Below are 25,457 nucleotides of genomic sequence, written 5' to 3'. Positions count from 1 at the left end.
TCCTTTTATTTTATCACTCATATGCATAAAGTACCTAGCAGATTCCTGATTAAGGAGGAGCAAGCTTTGTTGTTACCGAAACTTAAATCAATCACCTTAGCCCTATTCATTACGATTATGGCCATTGCATTAGTCGTTTTTCCTCAGGAGTCCTTTGATGCCTCTAAGAACGGCTTACATATGTGGTGGCAAATTGTCTTCCCATCTCTTTTGCCGTTTTTAATTATTTCTGAGCTATTAATTTGCTTTGGTGTTGTTAGCTTTCTAGGAGTCATGTTTGAACCATTAATGCGACCATTTTTTCGCGTTCCTGGTGTAGGTGGTTTTGTCTGGGCAATGGGGCTAGCTTCCGGCTTTCCTGCTGGAGCAAAATTTACCGCTAGACTTCGATTGGAAAAACAACTAACTCGAATTGAAGGAGAACGTCTCGTTTCCTTTACAAACTCCTCCAATCCATTATTTATTTTCGTCGCCGTTTCCGTTGGCTTTTTTCAAAACCCAAAGCTCGGTATCCTTCTTGCAGCGGCTCATTATGGAGGAAATATGATTGTTGGCTTCATCATGCGGTTTTATGGACAAAAAGAGGAGCAAGCCATTCAAAATAGAACAATCAAACTTCCATCTGTAAAAGCGGCCCTCAAGCAGATGCATCGGACACGTTTAAAGGAAACTCGTCCATTTGGAAAAATGCTTGGTGACTCGGTAACCTCTTCCATTCATACATTATTAATGATTGGCGGGTTTATCATTCTATTTTCAGTCATCAACCAGCTATTATCTCAAATGAATGTAACAGCCTTGCTTGCAAAAGCCATAGCTGGATGTTTACAAGTATTTTCACTGTCACCTTTCTTTAGCATTCCTTTTATTTCGGGACTGTTTGAAATGACGCTTGGCGCAAAAATGATAAGCTCTATTTCAAACACTGATTTATTACAGCAAGCGATGATTGCAAGCTTTATTTTAGCGTTTAGCGGCTTAAGCGTCCAAGCGCAAGTAGCAAGTATTTTGGCCGAAACAGATATCCGTTTCGCTCCCTTTTTCTTTGCCCGCGTCCTGCATGGCTTTATTGCCGCGATACTTGCTTATCTGCTTTGGAATTCACTTTATGTAGAGATTCCAGACTATGGACATGCCGCACTCGCTTTTCCGGTTAGTCAGATTATTGGAGATGAAGCAACAACATTATATGAACAAATGCTCCACTTAGGACCTCTGTTCACCATTATTAGTTTAAGTATTTATACATGCATTATAGCCAAAAGAATAATTCGATTTTAATTCCACTAAAAGAGAGCGCGTCGAATGACACGCTCTCTTTTAGTAGAATATTCAGTCATATCAAATGGAATTTTTCTTTCATTGCCTGGATGACAACCTCAGGTACTAGCAAGGAAATATCTCCACCATATTTAGCCACTTCTTTCACAATGCTTGAACTTAAAAAGGAATACTGATTTTTTGTCATAATAAAGAATGTTTCTACTTGATTATTCAAAAGCCTGTTCATCGACGTTCCTTGCATTTCGTATTCAAAATCTGATACGGCACGAAGCCCTCTAATAATCGCATTAGCGGAAACGCTTTCAGCATAGTCAACAGTAAGACCTTGAAATGAATCAACTTTTACATTCGGAATATGAGCCGTCGCCCCACGAATTAAATCCATCCGCTCTTCGACTGTAAATAAAGACTTTTTAGCCGAATTATTTAAAACGACAACGTATACTTCATCAAATACATTGGCTCCCCTTTGAATAATATCAACATGACCAAATGTAATCGGGTCAAAACTTCCTGGACAAATCGCTATTTTTGACATGATTTATTCCCCCTGTTCGTCTTGAACATACCCCCATTGATAAATAGTAACGGCGATAATTCCATAGACTTCTTTTCTTTTTATAACTAAATCACCGACTTGCTCCGGCAAAGTAACATCATGGCTATGTTCACAAACGATGTACCCCTTATCATTTAACAGTCTAGCCTTTGATATTTCCTCTAGCAACTCGATAAGCTTTTGCTTCTTATAAGGTGGGTCGAGCATAATTAAATCAAACGTTAACTCCCGCTTAATAAGCGCCTTCAATGCTCGTTGTGAATCATTTTTATAAAGCTCTGCTTGCTCCGTCAATTTACATAGCTCTAAGTTCGCTTTCACTGTTTGAAAAGCTGTATAGTCACGATCGACGAAAATAGCTTGATCCGCTCCTCGGCTTAACGCTTCTATACCAAGTCCCCCGCTGCCTGCAAATAAATCCAGCACAAGGCCGCCATCAAAATACGGGCCAATCATATTAAAAATCGATTCTTTTACTTTATCAGTTGTAGGACGGGTTCCTGTACCCGGTACAGCTTTCAATGGTCTTCCTTTACATGTTCCAGAAACGACCCTCATGTTCTCACCACATTTTTCTGACAAATTTCTGTTACTCAATTATCCTAACACATTCGAAATATCTCGCCAATAAAAAAAATAAGAACAATACAACTCGTTTCATGAATAATAAGGAGAATTTTGGTCATAATGTGAATAACAACATCACTATCGTAGATGTTGTTGCCAACCGCGGAGAAGGCTTACGTTTCCCCATAAGTTCTTCCTCCGGTTTCTCCTCTCCCTTTGCCTTCTAGTCCTTAATCAGACATAGAAGGACCCTGCAGAAGTCTGCAGGGCTTTTTTTATACCATAAGAGCGTAAAACTCTTTGATATGTGTTGTTTTCCAGCCGGCTCCGCTTTTCTTACTGTAACGTATTCAAATCCACCAATTCCAACCCATTGTTTTGTTCACGAACAAATACGTTAAATACCTTTAACATATAATCTTCGCTAATATAATACTGATTATTAAATTGTGTTAATAATGTCCCTTCTACACTATGCGCTTTTTCATTGTAGAGAAATACCGTTTTTCCTGGGTATAAACGAAATGTCTTTGAACCATTATTTAAATAAAAGTGCTGATTCACCCACTCTGAATGAAATCCTAGTTTTTCTGTTACCTGCTCTAATAAATAATAACGTTTCAAACGAACAGTCACAGATTTTACAACTGAATGCTCCCCATCTCGATTCAGCCATTTAGCATGATTGATAAAAATAAGCGGGTGAACTTTATGACTTTCTACTTTATTCAATTCAAAGTAATGGGTTACAAATCCTGTAACATTTGATAATAATTCATCTAAATACTCAGCTGAAAATTCATGTCCCCGCTTCTTTTTCAATACAGAAGCGAATGCTGCTTGTTGCTCTTTGGTCAACCCTTTAGCCAGTTCCTCATATAGTTGTTTCGCTTTACCTTTCGGCTTCTCATCCCGCACATAAGCGCCAATAACCGATTGTAGCCATTGCTCTTTTTTATTTGAGAATGGGTAATGGGTTTGGTAATAGCGCTTAGATAACACTTGGGCTAGCTTATCTACACTAGGGCCAATTAGCAAATGTTCTGAGGAAAAAGGAGAGACGGCTGTTGTAATAATCAATGTAATAGGTGCTGTTGCTTCATATTTTTGAACCACTTGAACTAATCGATCAGAAGAGACACCATAAACCATTACATCATTCGCTTCAAACTTCTTGCTCTTTTTTTGTTGATAGTATAAAGGGAATGTCCCTCCTCTTCCTTCAAACACGTAATAACTTATTTTCTCTTTCTCTGTTTCACCGATTAAACGAGCTCCAGCAGCCCAAATTCCCGACCGTTTAGAGTAATCGGTAATTTCCACACGTGTATTCGCTATCTTGACTTGTTCTAATTGAACGGCCCAGTTATTCAATACAAAAGCTTGTGATGTTGATTTTCTTAGCTTGTACGTAAAACGAAGCGTACCCCCATTTGTTTCTAGATTCTGCTTTTGATTACCCGATTGTTGACAACTTTTATCGTCTTCTTGACATACTGGTTTAATAGATTTTTGAAAGTTTAACCGATAATTCCCAGCCGGAAGGCCGAAAAATTCATGTTCAACTTCAATATAGCGACCTTTTACCTCCATATGTACCGTTTCATTTACCTGATAGGAAATATGTTTAGATTGGGCACTTTGCTTCTCTGAATAAACATTCCATTGCCAAAAAAGCACTCCGCCCGTTATAAGCAACAATAAAAAAAGAATGGTAAAAAATAAACGCTTCACAAACCAATTCCCCTTTCTGTCTATGATACCAAAGTACCAAAATACACTCGAAAAGTCACGGGAATATTCTATGAACTTATCCTTAAGTTCTTTTTATAGTTCCATTGAACCCCTGTTCATTTTAGATAAAAAGAGAGATTCATGCATCTTTTATTTATCCCACACTTAACGGGCAGTAAGACCCCTACCTCAAGCTTATGAGGAATCAAAGAAGATAGGTGGGGGACAACTGCCCGTAAAGGTCCGATTGGTGAAATATAGTGAAACTTACCTTTGCGATTTTCAAAGGTATAGTTGAACCAATCAGGTTCGTACGGTCACTTGATTGAAGCGAAGCGGAGATCTTAGTGACCGTAGAACGTGACTAACCATCAGTGGGGGATGAAGGAAAACCCCCACTGATGGAAGTTTCAATTTATTAGACACGTATGCAGTTGTATAACTTCTCTTTTGAACAGGAAAATGGTACAGTATGAAGGAATATGCACATAAGGAGAGATTGAATTGATTCAACGTTTTATTGAACTTGGACAAGGATATTCTGATTTATATGAATTACTAGAAATCGGAAAAAACAATAGACATCGAGTAGCTAGATTATTAGCCCTTCACACAACCTCAAACGATAAACAAGTAACATCTCTTGTTGTTGTGATGCACCCGACAACTGAAGGGGAGTTTCAGCCACTTTATATTTGTCGCGAAGGCATCCCTAACCCACAAATAACTCCAAATAAGCGATACGAGCTTTTTGAAGGATTGGCGAAGGAACTCGACAAGTCCATTATCGAATTAGAGATTAAGCCGTCTACGCTGTTTGCAGAACTAGATTTGTATTACCAGCATTTAATCGGCATTTTGCGTATGAACAAATATTTACCACCGATGAAAACAGGATTTTAAAAAAGCAGTATGATAATCATTCAATGCTAAGTAAACGATTGAATACTTATTGTAATAAAAGAACTGTTCCCACAGCTGTGAGAACAGTCCTTTTAAATACCCATCTTATAATCATATTCTTTCGCTTTATCTGGCTTGGAATTCTCGTATTCTACCTTGAGAAAAGGTTTATGAGAAAGATCGACTCTTTTCACGAAAGAATAGCCTCTTAGCTTTTCTACTAACGCCTCTACTTCATCCATATTCGTATACAGGACGACATACTTTAGCTTTTTAGATACATAATGAATATTTCCAAATTTTCTAAGCATTTTCGCTTGTTTTAATGTATGTAAATAGACAATAATTCCTTGCCTAGCTCCAATCATATTTTTATCTCCCTCATATTAAAGGTTTTTATTCAGTGTAGCATAGGAAAAACTTTGCTTTCAACTAAAAATTGGTGTAGAGATACTTAGTATCCTTACACCAATTTAATGCTTCGTTAAGAACAGCCACAGCTGCCGCCTGTTCCACAACCTCCAGAGCAGCCCGATCCTGAATCAAAGAAAGGATTGCCTGTTGGAACTTTTATTTGAGGGGAAACAGCTCGACCAATTTTCATGCTGATTTCATCTAATACCGTTTGCAAATCCATTTCAGCTCTTTTAAAATCAGCAATCGTCGGATGCAAATCCATATCTCGTTTTGCCTCGCGAATATCCGTATTTACCCTTTTATATTCCGGGTGATATTTTCCAAAACGTTGAACTTCTTCGTATAAATCTTTCAGCGCCACAAACTTTTTAATTTTTTGTTGCGCGAGTTGATCATTCTTTAGTTTATATAAATGAGCAAAATAATTTTCACCAATCTCAGATTGCATCACTAATTTAGCCAGTGCTTCAGCTTTTTGAACGATTTCAATGGTTTCCATAGTAGCAAGCATTAATCGCTCACCTCCATCACCATTTTACCATTTTTCGAATCAAGAAGCGAGCTATTAGATAGTTGACTCAATATGTACCTCCACTTCTTTGGTTAGCCCTGTTTTTTCTCCATCTTCATTTAAAACTTCAAGCTTCATCCTATGTTTTCCATTCGGTACATCTCTTACAACAAAAGCCGCTGTCGTACGCTCACTATGCTTTTTTCCATCTATAGAAACGGTAACCGTTGCCAACTTTTTAGAATTTGTTTGTGAAAAGCTATACCCTTTTACATAACACTCCACATACACATTATCTTCTTTAACTATTGTTTTCACAAAAAAGTCCTCATTCATTGCCTTCCATGCAGATGCTTCTGCCCTAGTTTCAAAAAGACTATGAACATTCTCGATTATATCTTTAGGTTTAGGAATTTTCTGACCACAACCACTTATCATAAACAATAAAACAAATATAATAACTAATTTCTTCATGCTAAAAAACCTCCCTTCACCATTATTGTTGGCTAAAAGGAGCAAATTACTCATGAAAATTCACCGCTAACTACCTGAATTATTCATCGCTTGAAACATATGAAGCATCATCGAAGCTACTTGAACACCATCCGAAAATTTAGACACCCGATGAGGGATAGATTTCTTAAAAAAATATTTCGCTTCTGTTTCTAATTGATCCAAATGCTGTGGATTACGCATAAGCTTTTTATACCAAATCGGCTGAATCCGTAAATAATTGCGTACATCCTCATTCTCTTCAATAAAGGCATAAATATTTTGGCGCAATATAATCCCTTCCTTAATCTTTTCTAAATACAAAAGGGTTGCCACGTTTCTCTACTTCTTGCTTCGGTGGCTCTTCTTTCGTTGATCTATCTCCTTGAAACACTTCTAACAACCCTTGAATCGTTCCAATTGCTTGGTTGGCACTTCTAATATATTGTTGAATTTGATTAATATCCATACTTTTCAACGCTCCAAGCAACATAGTAAGAAATTCTTGATTTTGCACAAGCTCCTTATCGTTTTGCTCCACTGCTTTTGGGTGCTCTTGCACAGTTTCTTGTTGCGCTCTTTCTTGTTCAACGTTCCAGCGTGGATGATCTGCCCCTAATAAATACCACTCTTCAAAGAGTTCCTGCCAAGTCGTCTCCTTACGCCTCACTTCATTGCGTAAATGAGGATGCCCCTTTACAAACTCACGAAATTGTTCAATCGACTGGCGTTTATTTTTGGCCATTATTCTCACCTCACTCAGACATTTACCTATTGTACAATATGCAAATCCCTCTAAAAGGTGCGCACCCTTTTCTATTCTTTAATACCACGCTGTTTATTTTGGGCTCCTGCTCGTGTGAGACCATAGTTTCACACGAGCAGGAGCCCATATAAAAACGAGCCCCTATTCGGAACTCGTTTTTACGAATCATTATTTATCCCACACCTAACGGGCAGTAAGATCCTCACTGATGGAAGTTTCACTTTATTTAAGCTGATTATCTTTAGCTCTCACTTTCGTTCATCACGGTTTAATAAAATTTTGCGTGTAATATTTCTCATAAACGCCAACACCTAAATGGGTGAACTCTTTATTTAATAGCGTATCACGATGTCCTTTACTATTAAGCCACCCTTCCATAACAGCAATGGCATCTACATACTCCGCTGCGATATTTTCACCTGCTGAATGATACGTCACCTTTCCTTTTTCTAAACGGTCCTCTAAGTCACCTTGTGTTTTAGAAACGTGAGAAAAATAATCGCTATCTGACATGTCATAACTATGAAGGTACGCAACCTCTGCAGTTTGTTCATCCCATTGTAATGCTGGAACATTAAAACGTTTACGCATAATATTCGAAATATCAAAAATTTGTCGTTCATTTCCTTCTTCGACTTGTGACCATTCGACTTCTGATAATTCGTCCACCTTTATAAGCTCACCGCTATAGGTTAATTCATATGGTCTTTGTTTAAGCAAAGTCTCTTCATTTAAAAAACGCACACTCGAAAGCGTTCCTGTCATTTTATCCAAATACAATTGAGCATAAATATCTCCTATCTCAACAATCGGTCTCATATTCATATCTTCCTCCGATAATTCAAAGCGATAGGAGCTTCCATCCGTTTCGATATCAACGGACGGTTCCACGTAAACACTCGAATAGATTTCATCAATAGGCTGACCTACTTTAAACGGGGAAATATTCACTTTATCACCAATGCCATAAGCTGATACAACTTTCCCATTTTCCATCGCCAACTGAAAATAAGAATCTGCATTTTGATTATAAATCCACCAATCATAACCATAAGCGGACACGTCTACTCGATTTGGTTGACCAAACTTCTTCTTAATCTCTGCTTCTTTCTCACCTATTGTAACAGCTAATCCACTCTCTGCTTCTCGAGTCGTTTCTTTTTTACTCAAAGTAGTAGACTCATTTATATCTTTATTTGAATTAATCCCTTTATTCCCATTTAAAATTGAATGAGAGTTATCATCTTCGTTAATATTCAGAAAAATACCGACAACAAAAAAGATTATAACTAGTACAACAATTTTTGCAAGTTTACGCAGAGGATCACTTCCTCTCTTTTCGTTTTACAGCTCACGCCCATTATATCATGTTTTCTTATAATAAATAAGTAGCTACTATAAAAGCCGCGCAAGAGAACTTTCTGAATTCACAAAATACTTCCCAGTCGTTCGTTGCAACTTCGATCAATTCATACTATTATTAAACATAAGCACCAATTGTATATTTATGGAATTCACAAAAGGGTTTTATCTCGAATTTTAATTGTAACGATTAGGAGGTACTATTTGTGAGACTTGAAAACTCTGGCTTACACCACATAACAGCTGATTTAAACCGTCTTGATGATTTAATGCCCCAGTATGGTCTAATCCGTGCAGAACAATGGGATTATGAACGCGTTAGTTACGATCGAAAATTCGAATTAACAGAAGGCGTTTATTATTTAAGAATTTTAGGCGAAGCTATTGAAGGTGATGTTGGCAGTCATAAAGCGATCATTAAATTACGCGTACCACTATTAGGGAAACATTACTATCCACACGGAGTGGAATATGGCGATGGAGAATACTTTCCTGCTCCATTAGTAAAACAATGCGAAAAAATCTTAGCGGACGTTCATAAAGAATTAGTAGAATTTAACGGTCTTTAATTAACCTCACAACGCATGTTAAAACATGCGTTGTTTCTATTTTACTCTTTCTACCGCTCCCCTGCGGTTTGACTTCATCCACACCTTCACAAATCATCTTTAGCTATAACCATTCTGTCTCTATATAATAAATAAGCTCGTTCATAAAATGTGGCATCATCCTATAACATTACTTTTAATATAGAAAAGACCTGACTCTTGAAGAGAATCAGGCCTTTTCTATATTTTACGATCCTAAAATCGCTTTAATTAATGACGTTGTTTGTCCACCATGATAGATGACATATAACAGGAAATAAACAGCTACACCCGTAATGGCTGTAAAGAACCAAATCACGCTAGTTGTTGGACCAATTTTTTTATGAATACGGTAGTTTTTCTTGTATCCTGTTACTAGCATGATAATCCCAAGAACCGCTCCTGTTGTTGCTAAAATAATATGAAAGATTAAAAAGATTGTATAGTAAATCTTAATATCATCTGGACCGCCAAAAGAGGTGTTCCCGACAAAAACGGTACGAGAAAGATAAATAGTAAAAAATATTACAGCAAATATAGCTGCCCACATCATTGTCTTTTGATGCGTTTCGATTTTACGCTGTTTAATTTGATACCAACCAATAGCTACAGTAATAGCACTTAGCACAATAAAGCTGGTACTGATTGTTGGAAGAATTGGTAAAGACATAAAAACTATAACGTCCTCTCTATATGTATTGTACGTTCATTGTATAAAAGGCCCTAGTAAAACACAATATAATCCCTTCATTATTAACAAAATGCTCACTTTCCTCTTCTATTCTTCCTCTAATTACAAACTATCATTTGCTTTTTTTAAAAAAACTTGTCCAAAAAATTATGGACAAGTTTCGCTTTATCGATAATCAGACGGAAGTGGATCGATTTTAGTTCCCCCACCGTTCTCTTTTTTAGCCCAAGCAAAGAAAATGACACCAAGTACATAACCTAATACAATTTCTTGAATAATCTTCATCAGAATCCCGCCAAGCTGTTGATCCTGAAGTGCTGGTAAACCGCTAAACATTTCAGGGCCGCTTAAATTTAACCCAGCTAACATAGAAGATGGAACACACAGCCTCATTGCATTAGCCCATAGCTCAGGATTAGAAAATGTGCTATACATCGGGGCATTAGCAAAAATAATTAACGCACAAGCCGGAGTCATTAAAATCCCGCTGCCGAAAATATAAGCAATCTTCTTTACACCAGATAAGCTTTGTCTCTCAGGAAGCTTATTTACAAGCGGGAACCACATCATTACAGCTGTTATAAATAAAATCATAGTATATGCTGCATGTAACCATATATTCGTTTTAACTACATCAAATATAAGCGGCAGATGATATAACGAAAAGAAACTATTGAATACTAGCAAAGCGATTAATGGCTTAGTGAAAAAAGAAAAAATCACCTTGCTTACTTTCCTATCAATCCACATCCGCCAAATCCAATTTGGTATGGCAACAATAAATAGCGGCGGAATGACTAAATAAAGTACAGCCATTTGGGTCATATGAGCGCTGAACATAATATGACTCATCAAATCAACAGGTGATCCTTTCACAACATACAACAAAAGCATCGCGAGTAAAAAGTACACCACTTGTCTATTTGTGAGTCCAGTATTCCCTATAGCACGATGACGATATTTCGTCGCAAATAAAAAATAGCCAATGGTTATACAAATAAGTACCATCAAATAATATGGACTCCATAAAGCACGAAAACCAAAAATATCAATAGACATACACTCACCCCAAGAGTAGGTTTTCTTTACTTGTATTATAGCTAAAAATGGAAAATGATTCAAAAATAACTATTTATAACCATTAAATGAACTCATTTAGACAACTTTTGCTAAACTAACATAAGCCAGAATCTACACCCTTATTTAACAGAACCTTGTAAAGTGAAACTTGATCAGTGGGGGCCTGTCCGTTACGTATGGGATAAATAGAAAATCGGCTAACAAGTAGCCGATTTCTACATCATTTTACCACCAGACAATGGTTAAAAAAGTTAAAACAGTAAGCAAGCCGACTGCTAGACCTGAGAATAAAAATAACGCAATCGTACTATGCCCTTTATGTTTCATATGCATAAAATAATACAGTTGAAAAATCACTTGAACAACCGCAAGTAAAAGAATAACAGGTTTGACAAACCATTTACTAAAATCAAATCCTATGGCAGCAAAAGCAATTAACGTAAAGAAAATCATCATTGCAAAAGTGATTACTTGGTGCTTCATTTCTTCTGCATTTTTCTTACGGCGATATTTTAAATCAAGACTTGGGTTAGCTGAATTTAATCGTTCATTTACCATTCTTCTATCCCACCATTCCCATTAAATATACGACTGTAAAGATAAATACCCACACTACATCAATGAAATGCCAGTAAAGACTTGCTACATAAAACTTAGGTGCATTATACAAATTTAGCCCACGTCCTGCGTTGCGAAGCATTAAGGAGGTAATCCATAACAATCCAAAGGCAACGTGCGCTCCATGAAAACCAACAAGCGTATAAAAAGCTGAGCCAAATGCACTGCTCGTAAAGGTATGATGGAATTCATGCACGTAATGGTTAAACTCATAAATTTCTAAACCGAGGAAACCGGCGCCTAAGAGAACGGTCACTACTAACCACGCTTGCATACGTTTGAAATCGTGATTTTTCATATGATACATCGCATACACACTTGTTAACGAGCTCGTTAACAAGAGCATCGTAGCTACAAATGTAAGCGGTAAGTCAAAAATATCTTTTGCCAGAGCAGCATCTGCATTAGGTACTTTATCCTTTAGCGCAAGATAAGTGGCAAATAACGAAGCAAAAAGTACCGTTTCTCCACCAAGGAAAAGCCAGAAGCCTAAATATTTATTTTTCCCTTCTAACGTTGCTTTTTCAGGAGCTGCCGGCCATGTTGTATCAGTGAACTTTTGATCCATCTGCATTATGCCTTAACCCCCTTATCGTGATCATCTGTTAACTCTTCTTTATGAATATGATATCCATGATCGTCTTTAATCGAACGAATGAGCATCGAGCCTAATGTAATCAACAGACCGATAATGATGACAGGTACTGTCCACGTTTTATCGTCATCCATATTGTAAAGAGCACCGAACGCTGCAACAAACAAACCGAAAGAAGTGGTTAACGGCAAAATCGATGAATTAGGCATATGAATATCACCTAGAGGTTCCGCTGGGGTCATTTCCGTTTTCCCATCCATTTTTTCCACCCAATAAGCATCTAAACCGCGAACAAGCGGCAACTGCTTGAAGTTATAATATGGCGGCGGAGAAGAAATAGCCCATTCAAGCGTCCGTCCGTCTCCCCATGGGTCATTCCCAACTTTTACGTTTTTCACAGATGTAATAATAATATTAATGACAAGTACAATGACTGCAAATGCCATAAAGAAGGCACCGACTGTACTAATCATATTTCCTGTATTTAACCCTTGATTGTCTAGGAATGTAAAAATACGACGCGGCATCCCCATGAGACCTAAGAAGTGTTGAATAAAGAAGGTTAAATGGAAACCAATTAAAAACGTCCAAAACGATATTTTTCCTAAAGTTTCATTAAGCATGGTACCAAACATTTTTGGCCAATAAAACGTAATCCCAGCTAAAAGCCCGAATACGACACCCCCTACAATAACATAATGAAAGTGAGCAACAACAAAATACGTATCATGAAAAATATAATCTGCCGGTGCTACAGCATTCATAATTCCCGTTACTCCTCCCATCGTAAATGAGGGAATAAAAGCAACTGCATATAGCATTGGGACGGTAAATTTGACACTGCCTCCCCACATCGTCAAGAGCCAGTTGAAAATTTTGATTCCCGTTGGTACCGCAATTGCCATTGTTGCAACAGCAAAAATCGCATTTGCAATCGGACCTAAACCGACTGTAAACATATGATGTGCCCAAACCATAAATCCTAAGAAACCAATTAACACCGTCGCGAATACCATCGAAGAGTACCCAAATAATCGTTTTCTTGAAAACGTGGCCAAAATCTCTGAGAAAATACCAAAAGCCGGTAATATTAATATATATACTTCCGGGTGACCGAAAATCCAGAATAAATGCTCCCAGATAATCGTATTCCCCCCGGCTGCTACATCAAAAAAGTTAGAACCGAACATACGGTCAAACATTAATAAAACTAAGCCAACTGTAAGCGGCGGGAAAGCAAATAAAATTAGCGCAGAAACAACGAAGGTTGACCAGCTTAACAGCGGCATCCTCATATACGTCATACCTGGTGTACGCATATTGATAATCGTTACGAGAAAGTTAATACCTGCTATTAATGTTCCTAGTCCTGATATTTGAAGACCTAATATATAGAAGTCGACCCCATGTCCTGGAGAGTGGAGAGATAAGGAAGCATAAGATGTCCATCCAGCATCAGGAGCTCCTCCCATAAACCAAGAAAGATTTAAAAAGAGTCCCCCAAAGAAAAACAACCAGAATCCTAATGAATTTAAAAATGGGAAAGCAACATCACGTGCCCCAATCTGCAATGGTACAACAGCATTCATCATTGCAAAAATCAATGGCATCGCTGCTAAGAAAATCATCGTCGTCCCATGCATGGTTAAAATTTCATTATAAAACCCTGCACTGACAAAGTCGTTATTTGGAATGGCCAGCTGAATTCGAATAAACATCGCTTCTAAGCCGCCTAGGACGAAAAATAATCCGCCGGCAATAAGGTATAATATAGCGATTTTCTTATGATCTACCGTCGTCAGGTAATCCCATAGCGTTGCGCCAAACCCTTGTTTTTTAGCGTACGTACTCACAATTTAACCCCCTCATTACTGTGTCCTATTTTTCTTCCACTTTCAATTGCATTAAATAAGCTGTAAGAGCATTGATTTGTCCATCTGAAAGCTCCCCATACGTACCTGTCATCGTGTTACCCGGCTTATACACTTCAGGGTCTTCCAACCATTTTTTTAAGTTTTCTTCCGTATGGTCAAGGACTCCTGCTATTCTTTCACGTTCACCAAAAGTAGCTAGATTAGGAGCCTGACGGGCAGTTTCAGGTCTACTATCATTTGGAGTAACAGCATGACAGCCGATACAGCTTTGATTAAAAATCTCTTCCCCTTGTTTTGCTAGACTACCTTCCACTACTGGTTCAGAAGCGGCTTTCATGTCCTTCACCCATGTATTAAAGTCATCTTTTGATTTAGCTACAACTTTAAAATCCATCAATGCATGTGAAGGTCCACACAGCTCTGCACACTTTCCATAGAAAAGGTCGTCTGCTTCATTTGCTTTTTGACTATCAAACTCTAAATAAAACTGATTCGGATTATCCGTATTTGTGTCCATCTTACCGCCAGCAGCCGGAACCCAGAATGAATGTTTTACATCGGATGCAACCAAATTAAAGTACACCTTTTCATTAGTAGGAACGACTAAGTCTTGACTCGTAATAACCCCTAAATCAGGATATTCAAACTCCCACCAATAAAGATTTGCTCGAACATTTACAACAAGAGCATCCTTCGTTTTTCCCTCCTTATCTTTCTGATCCATTGCCTTTGTATCTGCTAAGTCAAATGTCACCTTAACAGTCGGAATAGTCAGAATTATCAGAAGAATAATTGGGATAACCGTCCAAATTACTTCAAGTTTGTGACTTCCTTCTACTTGCTTCGGTATGGTGTCATCGCCTTTTTTACGACGAAAACGAAAGATGACAATAAGAAATAGAATAGTAACTACGATAACAACCAAAACCATAATGATGGTACTCAGCATCATTAAATTATACTGAGTTTGGGCAACTTCACCTGCCGGACGTAATGCGGATAAAGAAGCCATTCCACAGCCTGAGAGGACAAACGTCAAAATGCCTAACAAAGGTAGCAAGCGCCATTTGTGCAGCTTTCTTTTCATCAATTAGAAACCCCTCTTTCGTAAAAATTTCTCACAACCTCATCTGTCATTACTTGTGAAAATTCTTCCTATATATGAATTTCTATCAAAAAGAAAGAATTCCTATGATTAAATAAGAAATAAATACACTTGTGCAACCGCTTTTATAAAGAGCCCTATTATCCATCATTTATTATGTATAAGCGGCTAACGTAAACTTAATGATATTTAGCGACAGCCTGTTTAATTATAAAACAGGCTGTCCAAAAAATATCACGTTATATTAATGTCACAATGACCATCGCTACAAATAAAATGGTCATATAGTTTAAAGAATAAACAAACATAATGCGAGCCCATTTTAGGTCATCTTTCATTGTAAATCCTTTTAGTCCTAAAACAAACCATCCTATTCCAAGCAATGCAGCTAAAACGACCAGCGGAGTTCCCAGTGGTGTTAATAGAAAAGGAACAAACAGCAGAGCCGTCACCCATAGAACGATGGATACTTTTGTTCGCTTAAAGCCCTTTACAACTGGAAGCATCGGAACATTCGCAGCTCGATACTCCTCCACTCGCTTCATTGCCAATGCATAGAAATGTGGTGGTTGCCATAAGAACATAATGGCAAATAAAGCCCACGCTAATAAATCTAAATTAGGATCAACTGCCGCCCATCCAATAAGAGGAGGAACCGCTCCTGAAATACTTCCTATAATCGTATTCGATACATATCTACGTTTCGAAACCATTGTATACAAAACAATATAAGCGAAAACCCCAACGAATCCAATGACAGCTGTTGTTAGATTAGCAAAAGCTAATAAACCAAGACCGATGGCGATTAACAGAAAACTTAATGTTAACACCTTCGACGGACTGACTTTACCAGTAACAGTTGGCCGATTTTTTGTTCGTTCCATCAAATGATCAATATCTCGATCGTAATAGTTATTAAAGCTGCAAGAACCAGCAATAATAAAAACAGAACCTGCTAATGCAAAAAACACTAAATCTAGATTGCCTAAAAAGCTCATACCAGTAAAATGTAACGCTAACCAAAGGCCGGTAAATGTAGTAATCATATTAGAATTAACGATTCCTACTTTTATAAGAGCGAGAAAGTCTTTCCAAGCTGATGTTTCTTCTATATTTGTATGAATTGGCGACCCACCGTTCCCAGTGTCTGCCATAGCCCTTAGATTTGACATGATTCTTCCTCCTTAATAATTCCTAGAGCAAACATAATAAGCTACTTACTAGACATTATTTCATACTTTTGCATTTTTGTAACCATCGAAGCCTTCAAAAAAGTTAAATTTTACCAAAATAAAAGTGTGCATACAATATTAAAACAATGTTTTTCTCTCTATTCTTATACGTATTTACAGAAAATAACCTTAAAATACGTTTCCTCAATATATTAAATCATACCTATGAAATCTTTTGTGAATTTATTTTGTCTTTTTTATGACTTTATTGTGAATGCTATTTATTGCACTTCAGTTATAATCATCATTCCCTAGTTCTCTTCTTTTAGTCATATTCCCTGCCAAAAAAGGGAATCCATTTGTTAATTTCTACAAAAAAATCCCCTTTACATTTCCTATGCGACCTATTTAAAATAACTTCCTCATGCTCTATAGTACGAAATTAATTCACAGGATTGTCTACATTCAATCCTATTGTTGTTAAAACCATTTTAGGATTAACCTTTCTTACATAAAACTATAATTTTGTACCTTTTTCAACTACTCTAAAAGGTACTGTCTGCTCCACAAATCTAAAAATTAAAATCGTTTTCAAATTCATTCCCTAATCGAGACACTCAAATTATTACATAAATATATAAAAACTACAAAAACTTGTAAAAAGATACCATTTTGTGTAATATCAAGCATAGATAAGTGAAACTTCTAAACATCCAAAATCTAAACATATTAAGCCTAGATTAATAATCCTAATAGAGTTTTCAGTGATAAATCGTCCATATAACCAGTAAAGAAGGTGAAACGATATATGAAAGCATCTCTTAAATGGTTTGCAGTTTTAACGTCAATTGGTATGCTTCTAATCCTACTCGGAGGAGCATTGGTCACAAAAAAAGATGCAGGATTAGGATGCGGACGCTCTTGGCCCCTATGCAATGGCCAACTGATTCCTGATGAAATTACACTTGAACTCCTAATTGAGCTCGCCCATCGACTTGTTTCTGGCGGAGTTGGCATGATGGTACTTATTCTTTCCATTTGGACTTGGAGAAAAATCGGACATGTTCGTGAGGCAAAATTCCTGTCAATCCTTTCTTTCGGCTTTCTCGCCATTCAAGGATTGATTGGAGCAGCAGCTGTAAAATGGGCACAATCTGATTTTGTGTTAGCGCTTCATTTTGGCATTTCTCTTATTTCCTTTGCTGCTGTTTTCTTATTAACCTTGCTCATATTCGAAGTGGATAAAAAATTTGAAGCAGAGAAGCTCATCGTGGATCGTCGAATGAAATTCCACATACTAGGAATTACTATCTTCTGTTTCATTGTCGTATACACCGGGGCTCTTGTTCGACATACAGAATCCAGCCTTGTTTGTAAAGATTGGCCTTTTTGTGTGAATAGCCAAATCGGTCTTCCTGAAAATTTATATGAATGGATTCAAATGGGGCATCGGGCAATAGCTGGAATTATTTTTTTATGGGTCACCTACGCAATGATTATAGCCATCAAGCATTATAAGCATCAACAAGTAATTTATGGCGGTTGGATTTCTGCCTTCCTTCTCGTGTTTTTACAGGTAGCAGCTGGCGCCTTTGTCATCTTTTCTAGACAAAACTTATACATAGCATTGGCGCACTCTCTATTTATCGCCTGCTTCTTCGGTGTTATGAGCTATTTAGTACTCCTAACCTCTCGAAGTACTAAAAATGCTGTATTGTTACAAGAAGAAAGCTCTTTGATTCATAATTCCAATCAACAATCCTCTTCATCGATTTCATTACATTAAAAAATAATAGTCCACCATTCTATGGAATGGTGGACTATTTATTATCTCTTACTTAGACAGTTCAATTAATAAATCACCTGTACTAATTGCTTCACCATCTTTTACATAGATATCTTGAATCGTACCAGAGAATGGTGCTTGTACAGTCGTTTCCATCTTCATTGCTTCCGTAATGATTAAGTGATCCCCTTGCTTTACTTGATCTCCTTTTTCAACAACTACTTTGATTACAGTTCCAGGCATTGTTGCTCCAATTTGATTTTTATTTTTCGGATCAGCTTTTACTTTAGCTACAACCGATGATTTAATGTTTTCATCTTTTATAATGACTTCACGTGATTGACCATTTAATTCAAAATAAACAACACGTGTACCATCCGCTAATGGTTCTCCTAAAGAAACAAGTTTCACAATCAATGTTTTCCCGGTTTCAATCTCAACTTCTATTTCTTCTCCTAATCGCATTCCGTGCAGGAATGTAGGTGTATCAAGATTTGAAACATCACCAAATTGCTCTATTGTTTTTACGTAATCGAGAAACACCTTTGGATATAGAGCATACGCAATGACATCCTTCTTAGACACTGAACGACCGATTTCTTTCGTCAACTCTACTTGTAACGCATCGAAATCTACAGGTTCTAGCAATTCACCCGGACGTACAGTAATAGGTTGCTTCCCTTTTAAAATCACTTCTTGCAGTTCTTTCGGGAATCCGCCAACTGGTTGGCCTAAATAGCCTTCAAATAATTCAATAACAGAGTCTGGAAAATCAATCGTTTTTCCTTTCGTTAACACATCTTCTTCTGATAAGTTATTTTGGACCATAAAGAGAGCCATGTCACCTACAACTTTAGAAGACGGGGTTACTTTTACGATATCACCGAACATGATATTGACACGTTGGTACATTTCCTTCACTTCATTCCAGCGGTCACCTAATCCAACAGCTTTTGCTTGTTGTTGCAGATTGCTGTACTGACCACCAGGCATTTCATGTTTATATACTTCTGCATGCGGTGCATTCATACCGCTTTCAAAGTCACGGTAATACTTACGAACATCTTCCCAATATTGTGATAATTGTTCAAGTGCATCAATATTAAGCTTCGGTTGTCGTACTGTCCCCTCTAATGCATAATGCAGCGTTTGGATACTTGGCTGTGATGTTAAACCTGCTAATGATCCAATTGCTGTATCCACAATATCTACTCCTGCCTCAATCGCTTTAGAGTACATAAAAATCCCATTACCGCTTGTATCGTGAGAATGCAAATGAATTGGAAGCGATACGCTATCTTTCAACTCCGAAATAAGACGATATGCTGCCTCTGGTCTCAATAAACCAGCCATATCTTTAATAGCTAAAATATGAGCACCCGTTTGTTCTAATTCTTTTGCCATATTTTTATAATAATCAATATTGTATTTCGCTCGACTCGGATCATTTAAGTCACCTGTATAACAGATAGTCGCCTCAGCAATCTTTCCTGATTGACGAACAGCATCAATCGCAACTTCCATGCTTTTCACCCAGTTTAAGCTATCGAAGATTCGGAATACATCAATACCTGTTTCAGCCGATTGTTGAACAAATTCACGAATAACATTATCTGGGTAATTTTTATACCCTACTGCATTCGATGCTCTAAGTAACATTTGGAACAGCGTATTCGGCACTTTCTGTCTCAAATTTGCGAGTCGATCCCACGGATCTTCTTTCAAGAAGCGATACGCTACATCAAACGTCGCTCCTCCCCACATTTCTAAAGAGAACAAATCAGGCAATAACTTCGAAGTTGGTTCAGCAATATCTAATATATCCTTCGAACGAATTCTCGTTGCAAGCAATGATTGATGTGCATCACGGAACGTTGTATCGGTAATCAATACTTCCTTTTTCTCTTTAATCCACTTAACAAGCCCTTCTGCACCTTGTTCATTCAAAATATTCTTTGTGCCTGCTATAGTTGGTAAATCCTGAACAGCTGGAATAATCGGCTCATCAAAGACCGGCTTTTTATGTTTTTCAATACCTGGGAAGCCATTTACCGTCACATTTCCTATATAAGAAAGCATTTTTGTACCACGGTCTTTTCGAACAGGAAAATCAAAAAGTTCCGGCGTTGTATCAATAAACGATGTATCATATTGACCCGTTAAAAACTTTTCATGTTGGACAACATTTTCAAGAAATGGAATGTTTGTCTTAATCCCTCGAATTCGAAATTCTCTTAAATTTCGAACCATTTTCGACGCTGCTTTTTCAAAAGAAATGGCATGAGTTGATAGTTTGACAAGCAGTGAGTCGTAGTAAGGAGTAATAACCGCACCTTGGAAGGCATTTCCTGCATCCAAGCGGGCACCAAAACCGCCACCAGAACGATACACCATAATTCTTCCTGTATCCGGCATAAAGTTGTTTAAAGGATCTTCCGTTGTAACACGAGACTGAATTGCAAAACCATGTGTTGTAATCTCTGATTGAGCTGGAATACCAATGACATCGCTATGTAAGCTATGTCCTTCTGCAATTAAAATTTGTGATTGAACAATATCAATTCCCGTAATCATTTCTGTAATTGTATGCTCTACTTGAACACGAGGATTCACTTCAATGAAATAAAACTCATCGTTAGCCACAAGGAATTCTACTGTACCAGCATTGACATAGTTTACATTTTCCGATATTTTCACAGCCGCTTCACAAATGCGTTCTCTTAATTCCTTTGATAGTGAAACAGAAGGAGCTACTTCGACCACTTTTTGATGACGTCTTTGTACAGAGCAGTCACGCTCATATAAATGAACAATATTTCCTTGCGTATCAGCAAGAATTTGCACTTCAATATGCTTTGGATTTTGAATAAATCGTTCCACATATACTTCATCATTTCCGAATGCAGCTTTTGCTTCAGATTTTGCGCGTGCATACGCTTCCTCTACTTCGTCTACCTGATGAACAATCCTCATGCCTCGACCGCCGCCGCCAAGCGACGCTTTAATGATAATCGGAAAACCATACTGCTTACCAAAATCGACAACCTCTTCAACATTTGCAACAGGTCCATCACTACCAGGAATGACAGGAATACCGGCTAATTCCGCTTGTGTTCTAGCCTTTACCTTATCTCCAAACATATCTAGATGCTGGGTTTCTGGTCCAATAAAAATAATGCCTTCTTCTTGACATCTTTTCGCAAATTCAATATTTTCAGACAAAAATCCATAACCTGGATGAATGGCATCTACACCGCTCATTTTTGCGATTTCAATAATTCCCTCAATATCCAAATAAGCATCAATTGGTTTTTTCCCTTCGCCCACAAGATAAGCTTCATCCGCTTTATATCGGTGGTATGAGCCATAGTCTTCTTTTGAATAAATAGCTACTGTACGAATATTTAGTTCCGTACAAGCCCTAAAAATTCTAATCGCAATTTCTCCCCTATTTGCTGCGAGTACTTTCTCTATTTTTCTCCCCATTTGTTCCACCTGCTTCTATAATATTTTTTGCTTTATAGAAAAAAAGACGAGAGAGAACTCTCAACTTTTTATTCTTATAATTACTTTGTCAATATCATATTATCGGAAACCTAATACCTAAAAGCAAAACACTAACCACTATGTCAATATACCATTTTTTAAACTCGATTGAAGTAAGCGCTTTCTTCTAGATTTACTGCAAAAAAATGAATATGGTTCCATGCCTATTTTAGGATAAGAATTCTTTTGAATAACTAATCTTAAAAGGGCATCCATCCATTTTTCTTACATAATACTCTAACAATAATACTAATATGGTATGAATTCAAGATAAAAATTCAAAAAATTCTATTTTTTTGAATGAAAGTACAAACATATCCAATTATTCATGTATACAAAAATGAGCACAAACGGCCCTCTTCTCTGACATTTTATTAAAAAAGGCAGTTAATTTTAGCAACAATGTATTAAACAACACCTAAAATAAAAAACTCAAACAATCATCGAGATTTGTTTGAGTTTAGCATATATTTATTTCTTTGTAGACGCATCATGTAAAATGGACAATTCTCTCTCCAATGCTTCTAATAGTGCTTTACCTTCTACTTCCTCTACTAACCCTAAACGGACCGCAAAATCAATTTCACGCGATAGGCCAAACATTTGAGTATCGAGCACCTCTTCATAAAGAGGACACTGAGGCATGGTAAGATTATCCATTTGTACTTTGATTAGTTTAAGTATCTTGTCAGCATCTGCTTTTAATAAAGCATAAGCTTTTTCTCGATGATTGATAAGCATTTCAGATGCCATATGAAATCCCCCCGCTCAAGAAGCGATTAAATCTTATCTTTAAATTTTACCTGTAGTTGACTAAAAAAGCAAGGACATCTACTCGTTCTCAAGGTGTGACATTTTCTTTATTTTTGATTATACTAAGTAATGTCATTAACAGAAGGGAATGAGAAATTTGGAATCAATCGTGTTTATTAACGGCAAGGTGAAATTTCCGATTACATTGGATCCAGGTGTTTGGATTTTCGACGATCGCAAAATTGAAATTGATACATATTTTGATAAAGATACTGTGGTAGTGGATGAATTAGAAGACTATACACAAAAAGCTGCTGAACACTGGCAAAAAGAAATCCGTGAAGGAGCAATTGTGCCTCCTACTTTGAAAACGGAACGAAAATTTGAAAAAATTAAACTTATGACAGGCACATTCGGCATTCCTTTTAAGCCATTTTTACAAAATGCTGTTCCTGAAGAAGGAGCAACCGAAATCATTGTGACAGCTGATGGAAAAGAATTAAGCTTCCCTATCGAAGTAGCAAACGAATTTTTCCTCGGTTTCTCTAAAGAAGGTAAACCGCTTCGTTTGGAAGAAGATGGAGGACCATTACATATCTATTTGGGAGATGGCTCTAATCGAGATAATCCCATTAAAAACGTTAAATCGTTTACAGTAAAGTAAAACTTTCATCAATGAGGTTCTCCTTGACCCCTACTGATGGTTAGTCACCAAGCGGACCTATACTACAAAAGTTCTCCTAAGCTTAAGGTGGACGTCTTACTGCCCGTTAAGCACGGAGAAAAAGAGCTTCATAAGAAACGGCAAGCTAATCAATCTTGCCGTTTCTATTCGTTATAAGAGATTGGCAGCTAATTGTGCTAATCCTGAGCGCTCCCCTTTTACTAACTTTACATGTCCAGCAATCTTTTCTTGTTTAAATTTTTCAACTACATATGTCAAGCCATTGTTATACTCATCTAGGTAAGGATGATCAATTTGCTCAGGATCACCCATTAACACAATTTTACTGCGATCACCTACACGAGTTAAAATGGTTTTCACCTCATGCTTCGTTAAATTTTGAGCCTCATCAATGATAATAAATTGATCAGGGATACTTCTTCCACGGATATACGTTAATGCCTCTACCTCAATTGAACTCATACCGGCAAGAATCGCATCCAATTCTCCTGGTTTCTTTGTATTAAATAAATATTCTAGATTATCAAAAATCGGCTGCATCCAAGGTCGTAGCTTCTCCTCTTTTTCTCCTGGTAAATATCCAATATCCTTGCCAACTGGGACAATCGGTCTGGCTACAAGCAATTTCTTATAAATCCCTTGATCTTCTGTTTGAAGCAGTCCTGCCGCTAAAGCAAGTAACGTTTTCCCCGTTCCTGCTTTACCAATTAACGTAACAAGAGGTAAATCCTTTCGAAGTAAAATATCCAACGCCATCGTTTGCTGCACATTCCGGGGCTTAATCCCCCAAATATGTTCACCTTCATAATGTAGTTTCTTTACCATTTTTTTGTGATCATCTACCATGCCTATAGCTGAAGCAGAACCACCAAGTTCATCCTTCATCAATAAAAATTGATTTGGAAAATAAGTCTCTTTTTTTAATTCCGATAGCAACAAATGCCCTTTCATATAAAATTGGTTTAATTTATCTACCGTGACATAGATTTCTTTAAACCCAGGATAAATATGATCCAATTCAACGACACGGTCATTTAAGAAATCCTCCGATTCAAGACCGATAGCATCAGCCTTTACTCGAACAAGCGTGTCTTTACTAACTAAAATAACCGCTTTTCCGTCCGGCTTCGTTTCCTCCTCTAATGAAATATTTTTCGCTACAGCTAAAATGCGATTATCATTCGTTTTTTCCACAAAAATTTCTTGAAGCTCATGAAATGAACGATGATTCAGTTCAATTCTTAACTTCCCACCATTGTGAAGGGGAATCCCGTCATGCAGTTTTCCTTTTTCTCGAAAACCGTCAATTAATTTCGATACTTGCCTTGCATTCCTACCAATTTCATCCATGTAGCGTTTTTTTGAATCCAATTCCTCTAAAACAACTGCTGGGATAACAACTTCATTCGCTTCAAAAGAAAAAATTGAATACGGGTCCTGCAACAGGACATTTGTATCTAATACATAGATTTTCCCCAAGATAATCCCCCTGCCTACTTTTGTCAGTATTGTCGTACTCTTTTGACTGCTTCCTGCATCTTATGTAGCGGACGAGACTGTTGATAAAATATATGTTTCATTGCATAAAGATAGAAGAACATTTACAGACTATAAACAAAATGTCGTAAATGGGGGTACATTATGCAAAAATTTTGTTGGATGATTCTTGCTATCATCATTGTTGGAGGATGTTCTCAGAACGAACAAGGCAGAGAAATAAATGACAATCAGCGACCTAACATCACGGAAGTGAAAAATACGAATATACAGGAGACAGATCGGAAGTCCGGAGCCGAAACTGCCAAAAGATTAACCGATTTAGCTGTTAAAGTGCCTCACGTCAATGATGCCACAGCCGTAGTCCTTGGAAAATATGCAATTGTCGGTATTGATATCGATCAAGATATCGAACGATCACAAGTCGGTACTATTAAGTATTCCGTTGGTGAAGCTTTGCAACAGGATCCATATGGTGCTTATGCAACAATTGTCGCTGACCCTGATTTAAATGAAAGAATTAGGGAAGTTGCTGCTGATATTGAAAATGGCCAGCCTATCCGAGGTATATTAAATGAGCTTTCGGATATTACAAGCCGAATTATCCCAGAAGTTCCTGGTGATCTCGTAGAACAAACACCAAACAAGGTGATGAATGAACAAAAACAAACGATTGATAATGAGAAAGAACAAAAAATGTTGGAAGACAAACAAAATAAACAATCGAATGGTCATCTAGACTAAGGAAGCTTACGGCTGCTCTAAACTGAGCAGCCTCTTAATATTTAATAGGGGCTGTTAAATAATATTGTTGATAAAATGATTTTTGGCCCAGCGATTGTAAACATGGTATACTACTTATATCTGACATTA

General features: G+C 37.3%; 25 protein-coding genes. 6 read left to right on the top strand and 19 right to left on the bottom strand.

Annotation, left to right across the window (positions count from 1 at the left end; genetic code table 11):
- The first annotated feature begins 21 nt into the window (after positions 1–21).
- Positions 22–1,281 carry a sporulation integral membrane protein YlbJ gene (gene ylbJ / locus ACE199_RS01615; RefSeq protein WP_375348605.1) on the top strand — a complete coding sequence of 420 codons (1,260 nt, stop codon included), beginning with the start codon at positions 22–24 and terminating at the stop codon, positions 1,279–1,281.
- A gap of 55 nt (positions 1,282–1,336) precedes the next feature.
- On the opposite strand, the gene coaD is transcribed toward ylbJ, so the two are convergent.
- The 3 genes from coaD to ACE199_RS01600 form a co-directional block, all read right to left on the bottom strand.
- Positions 1,337–1,822: a pantetheine-phosphate adenylyltransferase gene (coaD, locus tag ACE199_RS01610; RefSeq protein WP_127759691.1), complete on the bottom strand. Its 486-nt coding sequence runs from the start codon at positions 1,820–1,822 to the stop codon at positions 1,337–1,339.
- 3 nt (positions 1,823–1,825) lie between these two features.
- Positions 1,826–2,401, bottom strand: coding sequence for a 16S rRNA (guanine(966)-N(2))-methyltransferase RsmD (gene rsmD, locus ACE199_RS01605; RefSeq protein WP_375348313.1), 576 nt, complete (start codon positions 2,399–2,401; stop codon positions 1,826–1,828).
- A gap of 345 nt (positions 2,402–2,746) precedes the next feature.
- On the bottom strand, positions 2,747–4,144 hold the full coding sequence (locus tag ACE199_RS01600) for a hypothetical protein (protein WP_375348312.1): 1,398 nt from the start codon (positions 4,142–4,144) through the stop codon (positions 2,747–2,749).
- A 504-nt stretch (positions 4,145–4,648) separates the two neighbouring features.
- Between ACE199_RS01600 and ACE199_RS01595 the strand changes: the two genes are divergently transcribed.
- Positions 4,649–5,047: a DUF7147 family protein gene (locus tag ACE199_RS01595; protein ID WP_127759688.1), complete on the top strand. Its 399-nt coding sequence runs from the start codon at positions 4,649–4,651 to the stop codon at positions 5,045–5,047.
- A 92-nt stretch (positions 5,048–5,139) separates the two neighbouring features.
- Here ACE199_RS01595 and ACE199_RS01590 read toward each other — a convergent pair whose 3' ends face one another.
- From ACE199_RS01590 to ACE199_RS01565, 6 genes are all read right to left on the bottom strand, one after another.
- Positions 5,140–5,415: a YlbG family protein gene (locus tag ACE199_RS01590; RefSeq protein ID WP_127759687.1), complete on the bottom strand. Its 276-nt coding sequence runs from the start codon at positions 5,413–5,415 to the stop codon at positions 5,140–5,142.
- Between the two features lie 116 nt (positions 5,416–5,531).
- A complete protein-coding gene (locus ACE199_RS01585) occupies positions 5,532–5,975 on the bottom strand; it encodes a YlbF/YmcA family competence regulator (RefSeq protein WP_252294107.1) in 444 nt (147 codons plus the stop codon).
- Between the two features lie 54 nt (positions 5,976–6,029).
- Positions 6,030–6,449, bottom strand: coding sequence for a hypothetical protein (locus ACE199_RS01580; protein WP_252294105.1), 420 nt, complete (start codon positions 6,447–6,449; stop codon positions 6,030–6,032).
- 66 nt (positions 6,450–6,515) lie between these two features.
- Positions 6,516–6,758 (bottom strand): YlbE-like family protein, encoded by a 243-nt coding sequence (locus ACE199_RS01575; RefSeq protein WP_127759684.1) that lies wholly within the window; start codon positions 6,756–6,758, stop codon positions 6,516–6,518.
- A gap of 13 nt (positions 6,759–6,771) precedes the next feature.
- On the bottom strand, positions 6,772–7,212 hold the full coding sequence (gene ylbD / locus ACE199_RS01570; protein ID WP_252289856.1) for a YlbD family protein: 441 nt from the start codon (positions 7,210–7,212) through the stop codon (positions 6,772–6,774).
- A 282-nt stretch (positions 7,213–7,494) separates the two neighbouring features.
- Positions 7,495–8,403, bottom strand: coding sequence for a CAP domain-containing protein (locus tag ACE199_RS01565; RefSeq protein WP_375348311.1), 909 nt, complete (start codon positions 8,401–8,403; stop codon positions 7,495–7,497).
- Positions 8,404–8,801: 398 nt separating this feature from the next.
- On the opposite strand from ACE199_RS01565, the gene ACE199_RS01560 reads away from it, so the two are divergent.
- Positions 8,802–9,164, top strand: a complete 363-nt coding sequence (locus ACE199_RS01560; RefSeq protein ID WP_119116184.1) for a YugN family protein — start codon at positions 8,802–8,804, stop codon at positions 9,162–9,164.
- A 226-nt stretch (positions 9,165–9,390) separates the two neighbouring features.
- Here the strand turns inward: ACE199_RS01560 and ACE199_RS01555 are convergent, their stop codons facing one another.
- The 7 genes from ACE199_RS01555 to cyoE form a co-directional block, all read right to left on the bottom strand.
- Positions 9,391–9,852, bottom strand: coding sequence for a DUF420 domain-containing protein (locus tag ACE199_RS01555; RefSeq protein WP_252289852.1), 462 nt, complete (start codon positions 9,850–9,852; stop codon positions 9,391–9,393).
- 186 nt (positions 9,853–10,038) lie between these two features.
- Positions 10,039–10,932: a cytochrome c oxidase assembly factor CtaG gene (gene ctaG / locus ACE199_RS01550; protein ID WP_375348310.1), complete on the bottom strand. Its 894-nt coding sequence runs from the start codon at positions 10,930–10,932 to the stop codon at positions 10,039–10,041.
- A 246-nt stretch (positions 10,933–11,178) separates the two neighbouring features.
- Positions 11,179–11,511: a cytochrome c oxidase subunit IVB gene (ctaF, locus tag ACE199_RS01545; protein WP_127759679.1), complete on the bottom strand. Its 333-nt coding sequence runs from the start codon at positions 11,509–11,511 to the stop codon at positions 11,179–11,181.
- 4 nt (positions 11,512–11,515) lie between these two features.
- Positions 11,516–12,145, bottom strand: coding sequence for a cytochrome (ubi)quinol oxidase subunit III (locus ACE199_RS01540; protein WP_119116180.1), 630 nt, complete (start codon positions 12,143–12,145; stop codon positions 11,516–11,518).
- On the bottom strand, positions 12,145–14,019 hold the full coding sequence (gene ctaD, locus ACE199_RS01535) for a cytochrome c oxidase subunit I (protein ID WP_375348309.1): 1,875 nt from the start codon (positions 14,017–14,019) through the stop codon (positions 12,145–12,147). The genes ACE199_RS01540 and ctaD overlap by 1 nt, the downstream gene beginning before the upstream one ends.
- 25 nt (positions 14,020–14,044) lie before the next feature.
- Complete coding sequence (coxB, locus tag ACE199_RS01530; protein WP_127759676.1) at positions 14,045–15,127, bottom strand: cytochrome c oxidase subunit II; 1,083 nt, start codon at positions 15,125–15,127, stop codon at positions 14,045–14,047.
- Between the two features lie 257 nt (positions 15,128–15,384).
- Positions 15,385–16,317 carry a heme o synthase gene (cyoE, locus tag ACE199_RS01525; protein WP_252289848.1) on the bottom strand — a complete coding sequence of 311 codons (933 nt, stop codon included), beginning with the start codon at positions 16,315–16,317 and terminating at the stop codon, positions 15,385–15,387.
- 808 nt (positions 16,318–17,125) lie between these two features.
- On the opposite strand from cyoE, the gene ACE199_RS01520 reads away from it, so the two are divergent.
- Positions 17,126–18,103 (top strand): COX15/CtaA family protein, encoded by a 978-nt coding sequence (locus ACE199_RS01520; RefSeq protein WP_375348308.1) that lies wholly within the window; start codon positions 17,126–17,128, stop codon positions 18,101–18,103.
- 48 nt (positions 18,104–18,151) lie between these two features.
- On the opposite strand, the gene pyc is transcribed toward ACE199_RS01520, so the two are convergent.
- Together pyc and ACE199_RS01510 are read right to left on the bottom strand one after the other, a co-directional pair.
- Entirely contained in the window at positions 18,152–21,589 is a 3,438-nt protein-coding gene (gene pyc / locus ACE199_RS01515) for a pyruvate carboxylase (protein ID WP_375348307.1), read from the bottom strand.
- 531 nt (positions 21,590–22,120) lie between these two features.
- A complete protein-coding gene (locus ACE199_RS01510) occupies positions 22,121–22,402 on the bottom strand; it encodes an Fpa/YlaN family protein (protein WP_127759672.1) in 282 nt (93 codons plus the stop codon).
- Between the two features lie 157 nt (positions 22,403–22,559).
- Between ACE199_RS01510 and ACE199_RS01505 the strand changes: the two genes are divergently transcribed.
- Positions 22,560–23,066, top strand: coding sequence for a peptidyl-prolyl cis-trans isomerase (locus tag ACE199_RS01505; RefSeq protein ID WP_375348306.1), 507 nt, complete (start codon positions 22,560–22,562; stop codon positions 23,064–23,066).
- Between the two features lie 171 nt (positions 23,067–23,237).
- Here ACE199_RS01505 and ACE199_RS01500 read toward each other — a convergent pair whose 3' ends face one another.
- Positions 23,238–24,566, bottom strand: coding sequence for a PhoH family protein (locus ACE199_RS01500; protein ID WP_252294088.1), 1,329 nt, complete (start codon positions 24,564–24,566; stop codon positions 23,238–23,240).
- A gap of 162 nt (positions 24,567–24,728) precedes the next feature.
- Here ACE199_RS01500 and ACE199_RS01495 point away from each other — a divergent pair, with 162 nt between their 5' ends.
- Entirely contained in the window at positions 24,729–25,328 is a 600-nt protein-coding gene (locus ACE199_RS01495; RefSeq protein ID WP_127759669.1) for a YhcN/YlaJ family sporulation lipoprotein, read from the top strand.
- The last annotated feature ends 129 nt before the right edge of the window (positions 25,329–25,457 follow it).

It is taken from the genome of Peribacillus sp. Hz7, assembly GCF_042136355.1.
In the GTDB taxonomy this organism is placed as follows: domain Bacteria; phylum Bacillota; class Bacilli; order Bacillales; family DSM-1321; genus Peribacillus; species Peribacillus asahii_A.
Note: the sequence above shows the minus strand (reverse complement) of the source record. Positions and strands in the feature narration are given on the sequence as shown.

Bases quoted from the DNA above. Each gene is read 5' to 3' on its own strand.
- ylbJ (WP_375348605.1), top strand. From the start codon at position 22: ATGCATAAAGTACCTAGCAGATTCCTGATTAAGGAGGAGCAAGCTTTG.
- coaD (WP_127759691.1), bottom strand. From the start codon at position 1,822: ATGTCAAAAATAGCGATTTGTCCAGGAAGTTTTGACCCGATTACATTT.
- rsmD (WP_375348313.1), bottom strand. From the start codon at position 2,401: ATGAGGGTCGTTTCTGGAACATGTAAAGGAAGACCATTGAAAGCTGTA.
- ACE199_RS01590 (WP_127759687.1), bottom strand. From the start codon at position 5,415: ATGATTGGAGCTAGGCAAGGAATTATTGTCTATTTACATACATTAAAA.
- ACE199_RS01585 (WP_252294107.1), bottom strand. From the start codon at position 5,975: ATGCTTGCTACTATGGAAACCATTGAAATCGTTCAAAAAGCTGAAGCA.
- ACE199_RS01580 (WP_252294105.1), bottom strand. From the start codon at position 6,449: ATGAAGAAATTAGTTATTATATTTGTTTTATTGTTTATGATAAGTGGT.
- ylbD (WP_252289856.1), bottom strand. From the start codon at position 7,212: ATGGCCAAAAATAAACGCCAGTCGATTGAACAATTTCGTGAGTTTGTA.
- ACE199_RS01555 (WP_252289852.1), bottom strand. From the start codon at position 9,852: ATGTCTTTACCAATTCTTCCAACAATCAGTACCAGCTTTATTGTGCTA.
- ctaG (WP_375348310.1), bottom strand. From the start codon at position 10,932: ATGTCTATTGATATTTTTGGTTTTCGTGCTTTATGGAGTCCATATTAT.
- ctaF (WP_127759679.1), bottom strand. From the start codon at position 11,511: ATGGTAAATGAACGATTAAATTCAGCTAACCCAAGTCTTGATTTAAAA.
- ACE199_RS01540 (WP_119116180.1), bottom strand. From the start codon at position 12,145: ATGCAGATGGATCAAAAGTTCACTGATACAACATGGCCGGCAGCTCCT.
- coxB (WP_127759676.1), bottom strand. From the start codon at position 15,127: ATGAAAAGAAAGCTGCACAAATGGCGCTTGCTACCTTTGTTAGGCATT.
- cyoE (WP_252289848.1), bottom strand. From the start codon at position 16,317: ATGTCAAATCTAAGGGCTATGGCAGACACTGGGAACGGTGGGTCGCCA.
- ACE199_RS01520 (WP_375348308.1), top strand. From the start codon at position 17,126: ATGAAAGCATCTCTTAAATGGTTTGCAGTTTTAACGTCAATTGGTATG.
- pyc (WP_375348307.1), bottom strand. From the start codon at position 21,589: ATGGGGAGAAAAATAGAGAAAGTACTCGCAGCAAATAGGGGAGAAATT.
- ACE199_RS01510 (WP_127759672.1), bottom strand. From the start codon at position 22,402: ATGGCATCTGAAATGCTTATCAATCATCGAGAAAAAGCTTATGCTTTA.
- ACE199_RS01495 (WP_127759669.1), top strand. From the start codon at position 24,729: ATGCAAAAATTTTGTTGGATGATTCTTGCTATCATCATTGTTGGAGGA.